Source organism: Silanimonas sp. (genome assembly GCF_027531545.1).
Taxonomy (GTDB): domain Bacteria; phylum Pseudomonadota; class Gammaproteobacteria; order Xanthomonadales; family Xanthomonadaceae; genus Silanimonas.
This window is the reverse complement of record NZ_JAPZSC010000058.1, coordinates 50,625-68,940: the sequence shown is the minus strand read 5'-3', so window position 1 is coordinate 68,940 and position 18,316 is coordinate 50,625. Positions and strand designations below refer to the sequence as shown.

Genomic DNA, 18,316 nt, shown 5'->3' with positions numbered 1-18,316 from the left:
TCGATTGGTGCTGTGCATGAAGCGATTCGTCGATGGCGTCGACCGCTCCCAAGGACTTTTGCTCCCTGATCGGTTGGAGGACTACGTCCACGAAGACAACCCGGTTCGGGTGGTGGACGCCTTCGTCGAAGCCCTCGACTTGGGTGAGCTCGGTTTCGAAGCCGCGAATCGCGCTGGGGGCGGCAGGCCCGCATATCACCCGGCCGCCTTGCTCAAGATATACATCTACGGATACCTCAACCGAATGGGTATCCGGATTTTAGTGTGGGAAGACCGCACTAGCCCTTCTTGTCTGACAGCTCTCGTTCGGTAGGTTTCTGGTATCGCAAGGCTTACGCGCTTTTAGCCTTCAGTGTGGGCTTTGTCTGGCGCATGTCGGTGCAAGGAAACAATCAGTGGCAGGTCACCTTGCCCCCGGCTCGAACTGGGGTTTGAGGCGCAGTGGAACGGAAAACCGGGTTAAGCCACGCGCCTAGCTCCCGTGCAGAGAATCGATCAGCGGGCACGACACAGTGCCTCGCTGCGCATGGCACTCGTTGACCAACCGTGACAGCACCGCTTCGATTCGCGTCAGGTCCGCCATCTTGGTGCGCACGTCGGTGAGCTGGAGCGCAGCCAGCTCGGCGGCTTCGCTGCAGTGAGTGCCGTCCTCAAGCTGTAGGAGTTGGCCGACTTCGTCCAGGTTGAACCCCAGCCGCTGGGCGGATTTCACGAAACGCACCCGCGCCACGTCCGCCGATCCGTAGCGGCGAATACTGCCGACGGGCCGACCTGGTTCTGGCAATAACCCCTTGCGCTGATAGAACCGGATGGTCTCCACGTTGACCCCAGCGGCCTTGGCGAAAGCCCCGATGGTCAGTGTTTGTGGATCGTTCACCATCGCGCTTGACTCCGTACTTGACTACGGAAGTAACCTTAGCGCATCACGCAACGTCTCGGAAGGAGATCCCTCACATGGCAGACCCCAGCAACGGCCGCGGTGCACTGGCCGCCGGTGGCCTCGCCGCCATCCTCGCCTCGACCTGCTGCCTCGGTCCGCTGGTGCTGATCACGCTGGGTTTCTCCGGCGCCTGGATCGGCAACTTGACCGCGCTGGAACCGTACCGGCCGATCTTCATTGGCGTGGCGCTCGTGGCGCTGTTCTTCGCGTGGCGTCGCATCTTCCGGCCGGCTCGCGCCTGCGCGCCGGACGACGCATGCGCCGTGCCCCAGGTACGGACGGCCTACAAGGTGATTTTCTGGATCGTCGCTGCCCTGGTACTGATCGCCCTCGTGTTCCCCTACCTCATGCCCCTGTTCTACTGAAAGGAGATCGCCATGAAGAAATTCCTCGCACTGCTCGCTCTGACCGTTGCCCTGAGCGCTCCGGCCTGGGCCGCCACCAAAACCGTGACGCTATCGGTACCGAGCATGACCTGCGCCACCTGTCCGATCACGGTCAGGGAGGCGTTGTCCAGGGTCGAAGGCGTCATCGAAGCCAAGGTGACCTGGGAGCCCAAGGAAGCGGTGGTGACCTACGACGATACCAAGACCTCGCCGGCTGCCCTGACCCAGGCCACCGAGAACGCCGGCTACCCTTCCACCGTCAAGGAATGAGTGCATTCCCATGACCGAGGCGATCACGTTGCACATCGACGGCATGACCTGCAGTTCGTGCGCAGAGCATGTCCGGCAGGCGTTGGAAAAGGTGCCCGGTGTGCGATCGGCTTCGGTGTCGTATCCGCAACAACGGGCCGAGATCCAAGCCGAAACGAGTACCAAGGTGACGCCGCTGGTCGCGGCAGTGTCCGCACTCGGCTATCGAGCGCAGCTTGCCGATGCGCCAAACCAGCCTCATGGTCTGCTGGACAAGGCACGGGGTTGGTTGGATCGCGAACAAGTGAAGCGCGAGGATGGCAAGCCGGCGCTGCACGTCGCCGTGATCGGCAGCGGCGGCGCGGCGATGGCGGCGGCGCTGAAGGCCGTCGAGCAAGGGGCGCGCGTGACGCTGATCGAGCGCGGCACCCTTGGCGGTACCTGTGTCAATGTAGGCTGCGTGCCGTCCAAGATCATGATCCGCGCTGCCCACATCGCTCACCTGCGGCGCGAGAGCCCATTCGATGGCGGCATTGCCGCCGCCTCGCCGAAGATCCTGCGTGAGCGCTTGCTGGCGCAGCAGCAGGGGCGCGTCGATGAACTGCGCCATGCCAAGTACGAAGGCATCTTGGCGAGCACTCCGGCCATTACTGTGCTGCGCGGCGACGCCCGGTTCAAGGACGCACGCACGCTGACTGTGGCGAGCGCTGCCGACGGCACGCGCGAGGTGAGTTTCGACCGCTGCCTCATCGCCACTGGAGCCAGTCCGGCGATTCCACCGATACCGGGCTTGAAAGACACTCCCTTCTGGACGTCGACCGAAGCGCTGGCCAGCGACACGATCCCCGAACGGCTGGCCGTGATCGGCTCGTCGGTGGTGGCCGTCGAACTTGCGCAGGCCTTTGCCCGGCTGGGCAGCAAGGTGACCATCCTGGCGCGCAGCACGCTGTTCTTTCGCGAAGACCCGGTGATCGGCGAAGCCGTGACGGCCGCCTTCCGCGCCGAAGGCATCGAGGTGCTGGATCACACTCAGGCCAGCCAGGTCGCCTATACGGATCAGGAATTCGTGCTCACCACCGAACGCGGCGAACTGCGCGCCGACCGACTGCTGGTCGCCACCGGCCGCGCACCGAACACCCCCGCCTTGGGCGTCGAAGCAGCCGGCGTCGAAGTCAACGCGCAGGGAGCTATCGTCATCGACCGCGCCATGCACACCAGCACACCGCACATCTACGCGGCCGGCGACTGCACCGACCAGCCGCAGTTCGTCTACGTCGCGGCGGCAGCCGGCACCCGCGCCGCGATCAACATGACGGGTGGCAGCGCGGCGCTGGACCTGACCACGATGCCGGCGGTGGTGTTCACCGACCCGCAGGTGGCCACCGTGGGTTACAGCGAAGCCGAAGCGCACCACGCTGGCATCGAGACCGACAGCCGCACGCTGACGCTCGACAACGTGCCCCGGGCGCTGGTCAACTTCGACATGCGAGGCTTCATCAAGCTGGTCGCCGAGGCCGGTTCGGGACGACTGATCGGCGTGCAAGCGGTGGCTCCGGAAGCAGGTGAGCTGATCCAAACCGCGGCACTGGCGATTCGCCATCGCATGACAGTGCACGAGTTGGCCGACCAGTTGTTCCCCTACCTAACGATGGTCGAGGGGCTGAAACTCGCGGCACAAACCTTCACCAAGGACGTAAAGCAACTGTCCTGTTGCGCGGGGTAGTGGCTGGGCCTCTTACCTATGCTTCATCGGCTGAATCACAAATTCAGGCTGAAGCGCCGCCTCTTGCACAATGGGCTGAGGACTATTCGAAATACCCCTCTTCGAGTAGCCGCGCCAGCGTCGGGAGATAGGGGCCGTACTCGACCACGCGCGTGATCTTCTTCTTGCGCGTTGCCGCCGTGGTCATCCGCTGGAACACGAAGTCCGTGGTCATTGGGTCGTCGTCATCGACCAACACGGTTTCGATAACCGAGCCATCCTTGCGCGCCTTCTTGTCGTAGAGCATGCGCGCCCGAAGCACCTCGAAGCTGTAACCCCTGCCCATGCGGTTCATGTCTTTGGCCACTCGGTTGACTGACTCAGTATAGGCATTGGTAATCGGCTGCTCGAAGTAGGCGAAGATTTCGTCGTGCCAGTTGTGCACGGCGGTGGTCAGGTCCTTGAACGTGGCCGCCAATTCGGTCGGAATATTGGCCTGCCACTTCGCGCAGGCGGCTTCTGCTGCTGGGCGGGTCTTCTGATCCCAGATCGACAGAAATCCTTCCTTGAGCGCGTGGGCTTCGCTTAGGAGCGGGAACTGTTGGAACCATTCCCGCATCCGGTCCATATCTCTCCCTGTCAGGTCGTGCTGCCGCTTGAGCAGCAGGAACCGCTCGTCCTTGAGTTTGAGGCGCTGCCGGGTGGACAAATCCTTGCGAATGCGCTTGCGCAGCTTCTCCAGCGCGTCGTTCGCCATGCGCTGGATATGGAATCGATCGACCACGATCCGGGCCTGTGGCAGCGTGGCGCGCACCACCTGCCGATAAACCTGGTACATGTCCATCGCCACCCACTCGACCGAGTCCTTGTCCCGCAGGTCGCGGAAATAGGGCATCAACTCGGCTTTGGCCCGGCTGGGGCGGATATCGAACACGGTCTTGCGCTCGACGTTGGTGATCATGGCCCGGTACTGGCCGATGATCTTGAGCTCGTCGATACCCAGCACCCGCGGCGTCCGGAACTGGGTCTTGGCCTCGACCTCCTCGATGAAATCGTCGAAGACGTGGCGGACCGTCTTTTCGTCCACGGCTACTTCCCGGGCAAGGGCCGCAAAGGTCTTGGAGAAGGACTGGTCGCGGATATAACGCACCAGACGCGCCGTGGCTTGGCGTTTTCCATCAAGGTCCGCCACAGGCTCAAACAAGGTCTTGGTGCAGCTTGTACAGCGATAGCGACGGCGCTGGATGAAGATCACGACGGGTTTGCCGTGCGTCGGTGTGTCCTGAAACGACTGTTCCTGTGAGCCGTGACCATGCAGGCGTCCGGTCTTGCACAGCGGGCAGGTCACCCACTGATTGACGCCTTCGGCCTTGACGACGTAACTGTCCTCGCTGGTCAGGATTTCAAGCGTCTTCAGGCTTCGCAGCTGGAGAAAGTCCGTCACTCAGCACCTTGGGCGAACCCACACTGAAATCCGACTTTTACTCTAGCGCATCCGCTCAGCCGTCCAACACCAAAATCCATTCTTTGAAAGTGATAGCTACAAAGACCCAAGGAGCCAGAACCCACACCAGATTCCGGATACCCAACCGAATCCAGTCCAGCCGACGCCTAGAGCGAGAAACGCAGCGCAATCTCGAATTGATCTGGCTGACCGGGCGACTGGCACCGGACTTCAAAACCATCGCTGACTTCCGCAGGGACAACGGCGGCGCGATCACCGCGGTGTGCAGCCGCTTCGTTTCGCTGTGCCGAAGGATGAAGGTCTTTTCGCACGCAGTCGTCGCCATCGACGGCAGCAAGCTCAAAGCGGTCAACAGCCGCGACCGTAACTACACGGTCGGAAAGATCAGGGGGCGCCGGGAGCAGTTGGAGGAGAGCGTCGCCCGCTACCTTGCCGAGCTGGATCGGGCCGATCGCGACCCCGCATTGCTGCCCGAGGGGCGCGTTCCTCACCTGAGGGACAAGCTGACAAAGCACCGTCATGTTGCAACGCGTGAAAAGGCTGAGATGTAAACTACGGCAAAGAAAGCGTTTCGCTGCGATAGGCGCTTCGCGAGGGAAGGTCTGCGCCGTCGGAACCCCCCCCCAGCAAGCGGAGCGTGCTGGGGGGGGGCATCAGAGACTTGAGGGCGCGCCGCGGTCAAGCACCATCATTCCCTGATCAGCTCGACGCTGTCGTTTCCCGACGCAGAGCCGCTGAGCAGGGCGCCTTCAGCGTAATGATCGTCAATGATGGCGGTAACGCGGACTCGTCCAATCGTCTCTCGTTCGAAGCGCCCCTGGCCCTTCGGCCCTGAGCTGACTCGCCGGTGACGGATCACGTCGAGCTCCTGGCCAACGACCGCTCCATCCGATTTGCCGATGCATAGAACAACGGTTTCGTCCTTGATATCGAGGATTTGTCCTCGCATGAAGAACGTATGGGCCACGCCGGGCGATTCGCCCTCTGGATCGGCGGCCCATACCGAGGCAGGGGCTAGAAGACTTGACACCATCAACGCGCTGATAGCGATACGTGAAAGATGCGGAATGAGCATTTCGTTCTCCAAAATTGAGCAACAGAATGTCTGCGACAGAGGCGTTGTCCTGATTGGACAGAAGATCTGACGGCAGATCGTTACGCTTCGCGAGAACTTTGCGAGTGCATGGCATCGAACTCGGCCTTGCTGACCTTGCCGTCCTTGTCCTTGTCCATCATGTCGAAGTGTGCGGCCATCGGATGATCTTTCGGCAGCTCGGTCTTCTCGAGCTGGCCGTCGCCGTTGGTGTCCAGCTTGGCGAAGTCCGGGGCCATCGCGGCATGGTCCTGGCCGGCCGGGGCCGGATGGTTGGCGTGCGAGTGGTTGTTGGACACAACGATCGGACTGGCGAAGACCAGTCCGAGAGCTATCACTGCCGTACGCAGAAATGACATGGGATTCTCCCGCTCCGTGGATATGGGAACCGGACCCGGCGTCGGAGCGCCACCGGGCTCGGCAATCAATACGCGGCGTTCCGCAAGCGGAGTGCATTCACGACGACGGAGAACGAGCTGAGGCTCATCGCCAGCGCAGCGACCATCGGGCTGAGCAGGGGGCCGCCGAACAGGTACAGCAGTCCGGCAGCCACGGGCACTCCGGCCGCGTTGTAGGCAAAGGCAAACACGAGGTTCTGTTTCATGTTCGCCACGGTCTCCTCCGAGATTCGACGGGCGATCGCGATGCCCTTCAAATCGCCCTTGACCAAGGTGACTTTGGCGCTCGACATCGCCACGTCTGTCCCCGTGCCCATCGCAATGCCCACGTCCGCCTTTGCCAATGCGGGCGCGTCATTGATGCCGTCGCCCGCCATCGCGACTTTCGCCCCTGTGGACTGCAGGCGCTCGACCAATGCCAGCTTGTCGGCCGGCGTAACCTCGCCGTGCACCTCATCGATGCCCAACGCACGGGCCACCGCTTTCGCCGTCGCGTGGCCGTCTCCGGTGGCCATTACGACGCGCATACCGGCGCGGCGCAGCGCAGCGATGGCTTCGGGGCTGGTCGATTTGATGGGGTCCTTCACCGCGAGCAATCCCGCCAGCTGCCCGTCAACGGCCAGATGCATGACGCTGGCGCCGGCGCTGCGCAAGCTCTCGGCGGACGGCGCGAGGGCACCGAGCCCAACGGCGCCCCGTGCCATCAGCGCTTCGTTGCCGAGCATCAGGTGGAGGCCGTCCACCCGGCCGCGGACACCGATGCCGGAATCGGACGAGAAATCCTGGGCCGCGGTGAGCGGTAGGTTGCGACGCCGCGCCTCGTCGACGATGGCCGCCGCCAGCGGATGTTCGCTACCCAGATCGAGCGATGCCGCCCATCGCAAAATCTGGTCTTGGGTGAAATCTGGCGTCGGCAGTACCGCACTGAACGCAGGTCGCCCGGCCGTCAGCGTCCCGGTCTTGTCGACGACCAGCACACTGACACTGCGCAGCGTCTCGATGGCCTCGGCGTCCCGAAACAACACCCCGGAGCGTGCTGCGCGTCCGGTGGCCACCATGATCGACATCGGCGTGGCCAGTCCGAGGGCACACGGGCACGCGATGATGAGCACCGACACCGCGTTGAGCACGCCGTAGGTCCACGACGGCGCCGGCCCGAACAGGCCCCAGCCGAGCAGGGTCAGCGCCGCGATCGCGAGCACGGCGAGGACGAACCAGTAGGCGACAACGTCGGCCATGCGCTGCAGGGGTGCCTTCGACCGCTGCGCCGCCGCCACCAATTGCACGATCTGGCTGAGCAGCGTGTCGCCCCCGACCTTGGTCACCTCGACCAATAGCGCTCCGTTCGCATTCTGCGTGGCGCCGATCACCGCATCGCCCGCCGACTTCTCCACCGGCACCGGCTCGCCCGTCAGCATCGACTCGTCGACGTGCGACCGTCCTTCGAGCACCTTGCCGTCGGTAGGGACTTTCTCGCCGGGCCGGACGCGGACGCGATCGCCGACGTGCAGTTCGCTGATCGGGACGTCCTCATCCGCGCCGTCGGCCTTCAGACGACGCGCGGTCTTCGGGGCCAGGTCCAGCAGGGCCCGGATGGCTGCCGAGGTCTTCGACCGGGCGCTCAGTTCCAGCAGCTGCCCCAGCAGTGTCAGGGAAACGATCACTGCGGCGGCTTCGTAGTACACCCCGACGCGGCCGTGCTCGACGAAGCTGGCCGGAAATACTCCCGGTGCGAGCGTCGCCGCCAAGCTGTACAGGAACGCGGCCGCGACGCCGACGCTGATCAGGCTCCACATGTTGAGCTGACCCGTGCGGAACGAGACCCAGCCGCGGGCGAAGAACGGCCATCCCGCCCACAGCACCACCGGCGTCGTCAGCACCAACTCGATCCAGGTGCGCGCCGCCGGCGACCACCCGGGAACGCGGTGGCCGGCCATCGCGATGGCCAAGACCCCCACCGTGAGCGGCAGCGTCCACCAGAACCGGCGCGTGAAGTCGGCCAGTTCGGGCGAGACCGCATCGTCATCCGCGCCCGGGAGCTCGGGTTCAAGCGCCATGCCGCATTTCGGGCAGTGCCCCGGGCCGAGCTGGCGTACCTCGGGGTGCATCGGGCAGGTGTACCAGGCCCCACCCCCGCTGCCACTCTCGCCGACCGCGGCGGGCGACGGTGTGGGATTGGCAGCCTCGGCGTGCCGGTGGTGAGCGTGGGGGGCGTGCGCCATGGCGTTCTCCTCAGCGCGGACCGTGCTCGGCGAAGGGCGACACGGAGCCGTCCCGATGCACGAGGAACACGGTGTAGGGCCGGACTTCGCCGGAAGGTACTTCCATCCCCGGGGATCCCATCGGCATGCCGGGTACGGTCAGCCCGAGTGCGTCCGGTCGCTCCTTGAGCAGGCGTTGCACGTCTTCGGCCGGCACGTGGCCCTCGACGAAGTAGCCGCCCACTTCCGCCGTGTGGCAGCTGCCGTAGCCCGCCGGAACGCCGACGCGGCGTTTCACCGGCTCGACGTTGTCCGACAGTTGGATCTCGGCGCGGAAGCCGGCCTGCTTCATGTGGTCGACCCACAGCGAGCAGCATCCGCAGGTCGGGCTCTTGTGCACCACCAGAAGCGGCGATGCCGCCGCCGGCGCCGCTTCGGTCGTCTGTGGCGCGCTGTCGGTCGACGTGGCCACACTGCACCCCGAGGCGGCGGCTGAGACGCCGAGCACCAGCGCAATCAGGAGGCGGCTCATGGCGTCGCCTTCTGGGCGCGTCGCGCCGACGACCAGTGGATGTGGACGATGCGCCAGGCGCCGTCGATCTTCTGCAGCAGCATCGTCTCCGCACTGCTCAGCGTCACCGGCTGGCCGTCGCGCTCCACGTGCAGCTCGCTCTCGGTGGCGACCCAAGCGAGGTTACCCTCGGTCTTGACCGTTCGTGCCGTCTGCTGGATGTGCGCGTCTTTCAGGAACGCGGCATCGGAAACGGCGTGCCCGCCCAAGTACTCCTCGGCGGAGCGCTCCGCGCCGCCGCCCTCGAGAATCAGCACGTCGGGCGCCAGAAGGGAGCGGAGCGTGGCGGTGTCGCCGCGACGCAGCGCTTGCGCGAAGGCTTCCACCGTCGCCTCGGGGGTGGATGCCGCTGGCGCGACGTGTTGCGCTCGCGCCGTCGCCAAGGCGGCGGGCGCGTGGGGCGCGTTCTCGTGCGCCGTTGCAAGGATGGGGGCGGCGGCCAGCATGAGGACGCCGGCGGATCGGGTGAAGGTGTGCATTCGTGTGTTCCGGTCAGTGGGCATGGGGCGGCGCGTTGGGGTCGTCGTGGTGGTCGGCCGGTGCGGCCTCGGTGCTGTCCGCCGCGTCGCCGTGGTCATGCGCCCCGTGGTCATGACTGCTGTGATCGTGGGCGGCCGCGCTGCTGCCCTCGTCAACGGCACCGTGGTGATCGCCGCCGCTGGAACTGCCGTGCGGATGCGGCATTGATTCCCCGCCGCCGTGCGAGTGGCCGTCGCTCGACGCGACGAGGTCGCGGTAGGCCGCCGCATCCATCGTCGGCATCGCTTGCAGGAACGCGACCATGTCCCAGATGTAGGGGTCGTCCATGCTCTTGCCCCAGGCCGGCATGCCCGAGGCCTTGATCCCATGCTTGATCACCCAGAAGGCGTGCTCAGGGGAGCGGATGGCCTGCGTCGAAAGGTTCGGCGGCGCCGGATAGAGACCCTGACTCAACTCGGTGCCAGCCGCCCCGGGCGCGAGATGACAGGCCACGCACATCGAGGCGTAGTTGCCCGCGCCGCGGCGGATTTGCTCGGCATCGACCAGCGCAGGGACGACGACGTCGTCCGCCCGAACGGCGATGGCACGCTCGCGAGCGGTTTCGATCAGGCGATACACGGCCGCCGAATGCGGCTCATCAGCGCCGGGATGCACGACGCCGAAATAGATGACGCCGGTCGCGCCGAGCAGACCGACGCCGCCGATCACCAAAGCGGATTTCAGGAAATTCATGTTCGACTCCAAGGCTTAGCGGGGACGACGCGGCGGGTTGCCGAAGCTGGGGTCAGCGCTGACTTTTCGCGCCACCGTGCCGGCGGGGTTCCGGTACCAGCCCGGGTCGCTGTAATCGCCCGGACGCAGGTCGTCGCGAACCTTCACCACAGTGAACATCCCGCCCATCTCCAGCGGTCCGAACGGACCGTTGCCGGCCATCATCGCCAGCGTGTTCGGCGGTCCCTGCATGTGGCCGCTGTCGGTGTGCTTCTGGTGCTCGGCCATGCCGAACTCGCCCATGGCCATGTAGCCAGGAAGCATCTTGCGGATGCGCTCTTCGACCCCGCGCTGATTGACGCCCAGCGTGTTCGGAATGTCGTGGCCCATCGGCCCCATCGTGTGATGCGACATGTGGCAGTGGAACGCCCAGTCACCCGGTACGGCAGTGAATTCGATGTCGCGCATCTGGCCGACGCCGATGATCTCAGTCACCTCCGAGCGCCACTGGTTACGCGGCCACCGCCCGCCATCGCCACCCGTGACGTGGAACTGCACGCCGTGCAGGTGGATCGGGTGATTCCACATGCTCAGATTGCCCATGCGAATCCGCACGCGCTCGCCGGTACGCGCCACGATCGAATCGATCGCCGGGAACACCTTCGAGTTGAAGGTCCACAGGTCGAAGTCCTGCATGATCGCGGGGTCCGGGCGTCGCGTGCCGGGATGCAGTGCGAAGTTGTGGATCAGGAAGGCATAGTCGCGGTCGACCGGCGCCGGGTCCTCGCCCTTCGGATGGATGATGAAGAGCCCCATCATGCCCATGGCCAGTTGCACCATTTCATCGGCATGCGGGTGGTACATGTGCGTGCCGTGCTGCTGCAGGGTGAACTCGTAGACGTAGGTCTCGCCCGGACCGATCTGCGGCTGGGAAAGACCGCCTACGCCGTCCATGCCCGACGGCAGGATCAGGCCATGCCAATGGATGGTGGTGGCCTCCTTCAGTCGATTCGTCACGAAAATTCGCACGCGATCGCCTTCGACGGCTTCGATGGTCGGGCCCGGCGTGCTGCCGTTGTAGCCCCAGCAGATCGCCTTCGAGCCCGGCGCGAACTCGTGTTCGAACTCTTCCGCGACGAGGTGGAACTCCTTGACTCCGCCATTCATGCGGTAAGGCAGCGTCCAGCCGTTCAAGGTGCGGACCTTGCCGGAGCGCCCGGCGCCGCGGCGCTCGGGCGCGATCGGAGCGGCAGGCGTTGCCCCGTGTTCGGCGTGGCCAGCATGGTCCTGCGCAACGACAAGGCCGGTGGCGGCCGCGCCGGCCAGGCCGACACCGGCGGTGCGCAGCAGATCGCGTCGGGACATGGTGCTCATGGCGTTTCTCCCTGACCACCGTCGTGGTGGTCGTGCTGGTGGTGGTCGTCTTCGGGCGTGCCGTTTTTAGGTTGGGCGGCGTCGGCTTTGTCTTCCGGCGGCACGGGGGCCGATGGCGCACCGTGGGCGCTGTGGTCCATGCCTTCCATCCCCTTCATGCCGTCCCCGGGGGTCGCAGCCGGCTCGGGCGCGGCAGGGGGATGACCGCTGTGGTCCATGCCATCCATCGAGGTTTCTGACGGCGGCGCCGTTTCGCCATGCTGGCTGTGGTCCATGCCTTCCATTTCCTTCATGCCGTCCTTCGAGGTCGTGGCCGCTGCGGGCGCGTGGGCGCCGTGATCCATGCCCGACATCGCACCGTGATCCATGCCCGGCATGCCGCCCTTCGGCGTCAGGATGTCCTGCACGCTCGGCGTGGGCTGGCTCGCTGCCGCGTCGCTCGGCAGTCGTTGACCCACGGCCTGCATCAGCTCGACGCGGGCCAGCCAGTAGTCGCGTACCGCTTCCAGGTAGCTCTGGTAGGCGTCGTACTCATCGACCTTCGCCTGCACGAGCTCGAACACGCCGATCAGCATGAAGTTCTGCTCTTGCTGGCTGCGTTCGACGATGCGCTCGCGCTGCGGAATCAGCGCGTTGCGATGCAGGGCGACGATCTGGCGGTGCTCCTCCAACGCGCGCGATCCGGTGCGCACCGCGTTCGTGGCATTGAGCTCGGCGAGCTGCACTCGGGCTCGGGCTTCCGCGACCAGCGCCTCGGCCCGAGCGAGCTTGCCCTGGCCCTGGTTGAACAGCGGCAGTTGCAGACTCAGGGTCGGGCCAGTCAGCCGCGATCCGTCGGCGTCTTTTTCGCGCTCCGCCCCGGCCTCGACCCCGCCGAACCAGCGCGTGGCGCGGGTGGTGCGTAGCGCCGACCGCAGCTGGCTTTCCTGCAGTCGAGCGGCCTGCAGCTCGAGGTTCGACGATTCCGCCAGTCGAACCAGCGCCTCGGCGTCGTCCTCCGCGGTGACGGGCATCGGGAGACGATCGGCCAGCGACCACTCGCCATCCGCGGCACTCAAGCCCAGCAGGTTGCCGAACGCGAGGCGCTCACGCAGCGCGTCGGAACGCGCTTGGGCGGCATCGATGCGGAACTGGGTCGCCACCGCCTGCTCGCGCTTGAGCTGCAGCTCGCTGATGTTGCCGGCGTCATAGAAGCGCTGCGCCAGCTCGGCGGTGGCGTCCGCGCCCTCAGCGACGGCGGAGCGCATGTCAGCGACCTGCTGTGCCGCGACGGCCCGATACCACGCCGCCTCCACCTCAACGGTCAGGCCGATTACAGCCTGCGCCACTTCGATGCTGTGACGCTCGTACTGCTGTCGGGCCCAGCGCGTGCGAACCGGCAGAAGCAGCACGTCGACGAACGGCAGCGATACCCCCACGGTCTGGTTGTACCCGGCGCTAGGGCTCAGATTCATCCGGGCAAAGGACACGCCGGGGTTCGCCACTTCCACGGCTTCGATCACCTCGGCGCGGGCGAGACCCAAGCGGGCATAGGCCTCGCGCATGCGCGGACTGCGCAGCAAGGCAATGGCGACGGCGCGATCCCGGTCGATGGGTGCGGCAAGGCGTTCGCGAAGGTCGATCAGCGGCTCGTCGGCGGCCATTTTCGTCAGGGCCGGTGCGCCCCGCGCTTCCAGCAGGCGATTGACCTGAGCGTCATCAGGGCGTGGGGACAGGGAAGCGCAGCCCCCCAAAAGGGAGGCGAGAGCCACAGCCAGAGCGCTGCGGCGAAACAAAGGATTCATGGTGGTCTCCGGAACTCAGCGGCAAGAGAGCCGCGTCATCCGCCTGTCCGACGACAGGCAGGGGCGTTCAGCGGGCTTGGCGCCCGCTCAGGAGGATCGGTGCGATCGGTGGTCGGAGGCCGGGGGAGCGCGGCGCGCTGGACGCCGCGGTCACATCGAGTGCCGCCACCGGCGGCCAAACGGCCACCACCACCACCGGCGGGACGGAGGCCAGCACGACGGTGCCGTGGTGGATGCAGGCGCAAGCGCAGCGCCCGTCCTCGCAGCAGTCGGTGGCGGCACTGGAGTGATGGTCTGCCGCTTCTGCTGGGGCTGCGGCGACGCTGTCGTGGCAGCCGCCATGGGTTTCGGATGCCAGAGCCGCCGGAGCATCCGCAGGTGCCCCGTGGCCAGCCATGCCCGCCGCCATGGCCACGCCAGCAACGCCGTTGATCACGAGGATCACAGCGAGGAGCAGGTGCAGCAGGGTGCGGACGGGTGACATGGGCCCAAGTCTACATCGGCATACGTTAAGCGCCACCCGGCTGAGCCAGGTCGGCCAGGATTGGGCAGTCCGGGCGGCTGTCGCCGCGGCAGTTCCGGGCCAAATCCAGCAGCGTGTCGCGCATCGCCGCCATCTCGCGGATTCGCGCCTCGAGCTCGTCGGCGTGCGCGAGGGCCAAGGTCTTGACCTCGCGACTGCTGCGCCCTGGGTCCGCCCACAGCCCGAGCAGGACCTCGATCTGCTTCATCGAGAACCCCAGCAGCCGGGCGCGCTTGATGAAGCGGAGCCGATGCACGTCCGCGTTCGCGTAGAGGCGGTAGTTGCTGTCCGTGCGCGCCGCGGCCGGTATCAGCCCCATCGCCTCGTAGTGCCGGATCATCTTGGCCGACACGCCGGACGCCGCCGCCGCCTCCCCGATGGTGTGGGGTCCACTCGGCACGGGGACGAGTCGATCGGCTCGCCGCGTCATCGTTCGCTCCTCGGGGTCCAGCGCTTGAGCAGTAGTGTATTGCCGACCACGCTGACGCTAGACAGTGCCATTGCGGCGGCGGCCACGATTGGATTGAGCAGGCCGGCGGCGGCCAACGGAATGCCGACGGCGTTGTAGACGAACGCCCAGAACAGGTTCTGGCGCATCTTGCGGACCGTGCGTCGCGACAAATCCAGCGCGTCGGTCACCAGGCGCGGGTCGCCGCGCATCAGGGTGATCCCCGCCGTCTCCATGGCGACGTCGGTGCCCGATCCCATCGCCATGCCGACCCGCGCCGCGGCCAGCGCCGGCGCGTCGTTGATGCCGTCGCCCACCATGGCGACCGAGCCATGCCGGGCGAGGTCCGCGACCACGGTCGCTTTGCCTTCCGGCAGCACGCCGGCATGCACGTCCTCGGCAGCGATGCCGACCGCCTGCGCCACGTGGGCCGCTGCCAAGGCGTGATCCCCCGTGACGAGCACGGGGCGGATGCCGTCGGCCTTCAGCAGCGCGATCGCCTCGACGGCTTCCGGGCGAAGGGCATCGCCGAACACCATCAGCGCGACAAGGCGACGCTCTGTTTCGCTGACGTCGGCCAACCACGACACGCTCATGCCCTGAGCCGCAGCCGCGTCGGCGCCATCGATGAGGGGCTGGCGATCAACGCCGAGCTCGTCCATCCACCGACCGCTGCCCAGGGCGTACGTCGCCCCGCCAACCACGGCCTCAACGCCACGGCCGGGGATGGCTTTCACCTGCTCGGGGCTCCCAATGGCCAGCCCCTCGGCCTTCGCCGCCGTGACCACCGCTTTCGCCAACGGGTGCTCGCTGCCCTGCTGCACGGCTGCGGCGAGCGCCAGCGCCTCGCTGCGAGGTCCGGCCGCCGGATAGAAGCCGGCCAAGCGTGGGCGGCCTTCGGTCAGGGTGCCGGTCTTGTCGAACGCGACGACGCGGACATCGCGCGCTGCTTCCAAGGCCACCGCGTCGCGCACCAAAATGCCTGCCCGGGCGGCCAGACCGGTGCCCGCCATGATCGCCGTAGGCGTTGCCAGACCCAACGCGCACGGACAGGCGATCACCAGCACCGCCACGCTGGTGATCAGCGCACGCTCCCAGTCGCCGGTGACCAAGCCCCAGCCCATCAGAGTTCCGACAGCCATCAGCACCACGGCGGGCACGAAGATGGCGCTGATCCGGTCTACCAAACGCTGGATCGGTGGCTTACGAAGCTGGGCGTCCTCGACGAGACGAACGATTCGGGCGAGCGTGCCCTCGGCTGCAGATGCCCGAGCCACCAGGGTCAGCCGTCCTTCACCGTTTATCGAACCGCCGGTCACCCGATCGCCGACGAGCTTGACGACGGGCAAAGGCTCGCCCGTCAGCATCGATTCGTCGACGTGCGTTTCCCCATCGAGGAGATCGCCATCGACCGGAATGCGTTCACCGGGCCGAACCACCAGTCGATCACCCGCACGTACTCGTTCGATCGGCCACGTCACCTCGGTGCCGTCATCCTGCACAAGGCAGGCCAATGCGGGTCGCAAGTCCTGAAGTGCCCGGATGGCGGCCGACGCATCGCGTTTCGCGCGAGCTTCCATCCATTTACCCAGAAGCACGAGAGTGATGATCGCCGCCGACGCTTCGAAGTAGAGCGCCGCGCCCGATCCGGCTCTTGGATCGATCAGGTGCCAGACGCTCAAGCCATAACCTGCCGTGGTGCCCAGCGCGACCAGCACGTCCATGTTGGCGCTGCCGGAGCGAACCGCTGACCAGGCGCCGCGGTAGTAGCGCGCCCCGATCCAGAACTGCACGGGTGTGGCGAGCGCCCACTGCCAGACGCCGGGGAGCATGGCGTGGACGCCGAAGGGCATCAGCAGCATCGGCGCGACCAGCGGCAAGGTCAGTGCGCTGGCGACAAGCAATTGCCAACGCAGCATCGACGAGGTCGTGTCCACTGGCCGAGGGGCGACCCCGGATCGGACGCGACCGGTGTACCCAGCGCGTTCGATAGCGCGCAAGAGCGCCTCCGCGTCGGAAATCGTGCCCTCGACACGAGCGGTATCCGTTGCGAGGTTTACGCTGGCTTCGGTTACGCCAGGCACTTTGGCGAGCGCGGATTCGACACGACCCACGCAGGACGCACACGTCATCCCCTCGACCTCAAGGGTCAGGGATGATGGAGTCGAAAAAGCGTTCGGCATGGGCGTTCTCCGCATCGGTCGGAGCCTAGGCTCCGCCTTGCCATGATGGGAAGGTCAAGCCCCCCCCCAAAGACCGCCGAACTTGACCTTCCCACCAAGGGAAGGGTCACGCTGCTTTCAGTCCACCCAGAGGCCCTCACCATGCGCTTCCATGTCCCTCAAATGACCTGCGGCCATTGCGTCAAGACGCTGCGGACGGCGTTCGACAAGGCGCTTCCTGGCCATCAAATCGACATCGACCTCGCCACGCGCGAGGTCCGCAGTGACGATACCGACCCGCGCGTTCTGGCCGAGGCGATACGCGCCGCCGGGTACGAGGCCCGAACCGTTGATTGAACGAGGATCATGCGCCAAAGCCCCGGGGCGAAACGCCCCGGGGCCCAGGGTCAAAGCAAGGGCAGACCGAAGGCGAACACGGCGCCGATCAGCGTGAGGACCACTGCTGCGCCATAGATCCGATGGGACCAGCGGCGAAGGCTTGCGCACACCTCGGCTTTCGCTCGATCCGCGGGACACGGCAGGCGCCGGGCATTCCAGAGCAGCGCGCCCGAAACTGCGAGTGCTGCGGTTGCGGCGCCAAACACCCATTCTTTCTGCTCTGACAGCCAGATCAGCTGGGGAGCGGCCGAAACCAGGCCAGCCAGAGCGGCGCCCGCGCCGATGCTGACCATGACCGCGGGCAGCACGCAGCACACCAGTGTTCCGATGCTGGTCAACAGTGCGCCCGTAGCGCCCCACGCTGTGGTGCGCAGGGGTCTCAGCGCCTCACCCGCCACGTTCGACCTCGGCCTTGATGTCCGCGACCGACTGCTCTGTGCGCTCGATAGAGACCACGGTGTAGCCGGCCTCCTTCAGCGATTCGGTCACCGCCGCATCAGAAAGATCCTGCCCCTCCTTCAGTCCGATGGCGACGAGGCGGTCTTCCAGACTGACATGGACGGCCGCGACTTCAGGCTTCTTCGTGAATGCCTGCGTGATTCCGTTGGCGCAGAAGGCGCAGACGAGACCATTCACCTCCATCTTCAGCGTGGTGGCGGAGGCGGTGCCGGCGGCGATGGTGAGCATCAGGGACAGTGCGAAACGCTTCATTGGATTCTCCAGAAGATTGGGAAGGATTTAGAAGTTGAACATCAGGTTCAGGGCAGGACGCCCGTCTTGGTCGATACCGGCATCGATCCACCACGTCGAGGTGAAGAACCGCAGGGCGAGCTCGCGATTGACCTCGTCCATCCGCATGCCCGAGGTGCGTTTCGCCTTCAGCACGATCCAAGTGGCCATTCGGTCCATGTCGTGCTCATACGGCGCGACGCCAAACGACGCCACGTCACTGCGGAGGTGCCAGCCTTCGGCGGCGAAGTACTCCGAAACGAGTGCTGTATAGATCCGCCGCGTCTCGAAGTCGAGCTGGAGACCGGCATGCCAGACGTCATTGCCAAGGCCGGCGGCGGGGCCCGCGTATCGGGCGTTGCCGACGCCGGCCCAGACGAAGGCGTTGCCTTGTGCGCTGGGCAGATTCCATCGTTGCAGGAGCCTCGAAGCACGCACGAAAGTCACACTCGTGGTCCCCGAGACGCCCTCAAGGCTTTCCATCCGGGCATGACCACCCGATACGGACCAACGGAAGCTGGGGCTGTACGTGTACGCCACCTGCTGAACGTCTTCGTTGGCATCAACCATCAACATGTGCCCATCGGCGTATCCGACAGGCCGAGCCTGCGCTGCAGACGCGCAGAAGAAGGCGCTGGCCGTGACGGCCAGCATCCGCAAAGAAAAAGACATCGAGAAACTCCATCAGAAGCCCGGGAGGG

20 protein-coding genes and 2 pseudogenes are annotated in these 18,316 nt (G+C 65.9%); 6 read left to right on the top strand and 16 right to left on the bottom strand.

Annotated elements, in window-relative coordinates; genetic code table 11:
- Window positions 1–16 precede the first annotated feature (16 nt).
- Window positions 17–247 (top strand): annotated as a pseudogene (locus tag O9280_RS16755) (IS5/IS1182 family transposase); the annotation flags it as partial.
- 225 nt (window positions 248–472) lie between these two features.
- On the opposite strand, the gene merR reads toward O9280_RS16755, so the two are convergent.
- Window positions 473–880 (bottom strand): Hg(II)-responsive transcriptional regulator, encoded by a 408-nt coding sequence (merR, locus tag O9280_RS16750; protein WP_012480188.1) that lies wholly within the window; start codon window positions 878–880, stop codon window positions 473–475.
- A gap of 74 nt (window positions 881–954) precedes the next feature.
- Between merR and merT the strand changes: the two genes are divergently transcribed.
- The 3 genes from merT to merA are packed head-to-tail and all read left to right on the top strand — an operon-like array spanning window position 955 to window position 3,298.
- Window positions 955–1,305, top strand: a complete 351-nt coding sequence (gene merT, locus O9280_RS16745) for a mercuric ion transporter MerT (protein WP_298345466.1) — start codon at window positions 955–957, stop codon at window positions 1,303–1,305.
- A gap of 12 nt (window positions 1,306–1,317) precedes the next feature.
- A complete protein-coding gene (merP, locus tag O9280_RS16740; protein ID WP_298345464.1) occupies window positions 1,318–1,596 on the top strand; it encodes a mercury resistance system periplasmic binding protein MerP in 279 nt (92 codons plus the stop codon).
- A gap of 10 nt (window positions 1,597–1,606) precedes the next feature.
- Window positions 1,607–3,298 carry a mercury(II) reductase gene (gene merA / locus O9280_RS16735; protein ID WP_298345459.1) on the top strand — a complete coding sequence of 564 codons (1,692 nt, stop codon included), beginning with the start codon at window positions 1,607–1,609 and terminating at the stop codon, window positions 3,296–3,298.
- 82 nt (window positions 3,299–3,380) lie between these two features.
- Here merA and O9280_RS16730 read toward each other — a convergent pair whose 3' ends face one another.
- Window positions 3,381–4,721 carry an ISL3-like element ISStma11 family transposase gene (locus O9280_RS16730; RefSeq protein ID WP_298345456.1) on the bottom strand — a complete coding sequence of 447 codons (1,341 nt, stop codon included), beginning with the start codon at window positions 4,719–4,721 and terminating at the stop codon, window positions 3,381–3,383.
- A 143-nt stretch (window positions 4,722–4,864) separates the two neighbouring features.
- Here O9280_RS16730 and O9280_RS16725 point away from each other — a divergent pair.
- Window positions 4,865–5,197 (top strand): annotated as a pseudogene (locus tag O9280_RS16725) (transposase); the annotation flags it as partial.
- A gap of 233 nt (window positions 5,198–5,430) precedes the next feature.
- Here O9280_RS16725 and O9280_RS16720 read toward each other — a convergent pair.
- The 11 genes from O9280_RS16720 to O9280_RS16670 all read right to left on the bottom strand — a co-directional run bounded on the left by O9280_RS16720 (window position 5,431) and on the right by O9280_RS16670 (window position 16,508).
- Window positions 5,431–5,817 carry a hypothetical protein gene (locus tag O9280_RS16720; RefSeq protein ID WP_298345453.1) on the bottom strand — a complete coding sequence of 129 codons (387 nt, stop codon included), beginning with the start codon at window positions 5,815–5,817 and terminating at the stop codon, window positions 5,431–5,433.
- A gap of 80 nt (window positions 5,818–5,897) precedes the next feature.
- Window positions 5,898–6,194: an EF-hand domain-containing protein gene (locus tag O9280_RS16715; protein ID WP_298345450.1), complete on the bottom strand. Its 297-nt coding sequence runs from the start codon at window positions 6,192–6,194 to the stop codon at window positions 5,898–5,900.
- A gap of 65 nt (window positions 6,195–6,259) precedes the next feature.
- Complete coding sequence (locus O9280_RS16710) at window positions 6,260–8,341, bottom strand: copper-translocating P-type ATPase (RefSeq protein ID WP_298345487.1); 2,082 nt, start codon at window positions 8,339–8,341, stop codon at window positions 6,260–6,262.
- A gap of 124 nt (window positions 8,342–8,465) precedes the next feature.
- Window positions 8,466–8,966: a DUF411 domain-containing protein gene (locus O9280_RS16705; protein ID WP_298345446.1), complete on the bottom strand. Its 501-nt coding sequence runs from the start codon at window positions 8,964–8,966 to the stop codon at window positions 8,466–8,468.
- Window positions 8,963–9,484 carry a nuclear transport factor 2 family protein gene (locus O9280_RS16700; RefSeq protein WP_298345443.1) on the bottom strand — a complete coding sequence of 174 codons (522 nt, stop codon included), beginning with the start codon at window positions 9,482–9,484 and terminating at the stop codon, window positions 8,963–8,965. Before O9280_RS16700 ends, O9280_RS16705 begins: the two co-directional genes overlap by 4 nt.
- Before the next feature lie 13 nt (window positions 9,485–9,497).
- Window positions 9,498–10,217: a cytochrome c gene (locus tag O9280_RS16695; protein WP_298345439.1), complete on the bottom strand. Its 720-nt coding sequence runs from the start codon at window positions 10,215–10,217 to the stop codon at window positions 9,498–9,500.
- Between the two features lie 15 nt (window positions 10,218–10,232).
- Window positions 10,233–11,570, bottom strand: coding sequence for a copper oxidase (locus O9280_RS16690; RefSeq protein ID WP_298345436.1), 1,338 nt, complete (start codon window positions 11,568–11,570; stop codon window positions 10,233–10,235).
- Window positions 11,567–13,213 (bottom strand): TolC family protein, encoded by a 1,647-nt coding sequence (locus O9280_RS16685; protein WP_298345433.1) that lies wholly within the window; start codon window positions 13,211–13,213, stop codon window positions 11,567–11,569. Before O9280_RS16685 ends, O9280_RS16690 begins: the two co-directional genes overlap by 4 nt.
- A gap of 208 nt (window positions 13,214–13,421) precedes the next feature.
- Window positions 13,422–13,838, bottom strand: a complete 417-nt coding sequence (locus tag O9280_RS16680) for a CopL family metal-binding regulatory protein (RefSeq protein ID WP_298345430.1) — start codon at window positions 13,836–13,838, stop codon at window positions 13,422–13,424.
- A 25-nt stretch (window positions 13,839–13,863) separates the two neighbouring features.
- Window positions 13,864–14,307, bottom strand: coding sequence for a Cu(I)-responsive transcriptional regulator (cueR, locus tag O9280_RS16675; protein ID WP_298345427.1), 444 nt, complete (start codon window positions 14,305–14,307; stop codon window positions 13,864–13,866).
- A complete protein-coding gene (locus tag O9280_RS16670) occupies window positions 14,304–16,508 on the bottom strand; it encodes a heavy metal translocating P-type ATPase (RefSeq protein WP_298345424.1) in 2,205 nt (734 codons plus the stop codon). The genes cueR and O9280_RS16670 overlap by 4 nt, the downstream gene beginning before the upstream one ends.
- A 141-nt stretch (window positions 16,509–16,649) precedes the next feature.
- Between O9280_RS16670 and O9280_RS16665 the strand changes: the two genes are divergently transcribed.
- Window positions 16,650–16,844 carry a heavy metal-associated domain-containing protein gene (locus O9280_RS16665; protein WP_298345421.1) on the top strand — a complete coding sequence of 65 codons (195 nt, stop codon included), beginning with the start codon at window positions 16,650–16,652 and terminating at the stop codon, window positions 16,842–16,844.
- Between the two features lie 50 nt (window positions 16,845–16,894).
- Here O9280_RS16665 and O9280_RS16660 read toward each other — a convergent pair whose 3' ends face one another.
- The 3 genes from O9280_RS16660 to O9280_RS16650 are packed head-to-tail and all read right to left on the bottom strand — an operon-like array spanning window position 16,895 to window position 18,287.
- On the bottom strand, window positions 16,895–17,224 hold the full coding sequence (locus O9280_RS16660) for a hypothetical protein (RefSeq protein WP_298345418.1): 330 nt from the start codon (window positions 17,222–17,224) through the stop codon (window positions 16,895–16,897).
- A gap of 49 nt (window positions 17,225–17,273) precedes the next feature.
- On the bottom strand, window positions 17,274–17,597 hold the full coding sequence (locus O9280_RS16655) for a heavy-metal-associated domain-containing protein (protein WP_298345415.1): 324 nt from the start codon (window positions 17,595–17,597) through the stop codon (window positions 17,274–17,276).
- A 27-nt stretch (window positions 17,598–17,624) separates the two neighbouring features.
- Window positions 17,625–18,287 (bottom strand): hypothetical protein, encoded by a 663-nt coding sequence (locus O9280_RS16650; RefSeq protein ID WP_298345412.1) that lies wholly within the window; start codon window positions 18,285–18,287, stop codon window positions 17,625–17,627.
- Window positions 18,288–18,316 lie beyond the last annotated feature (29 nt).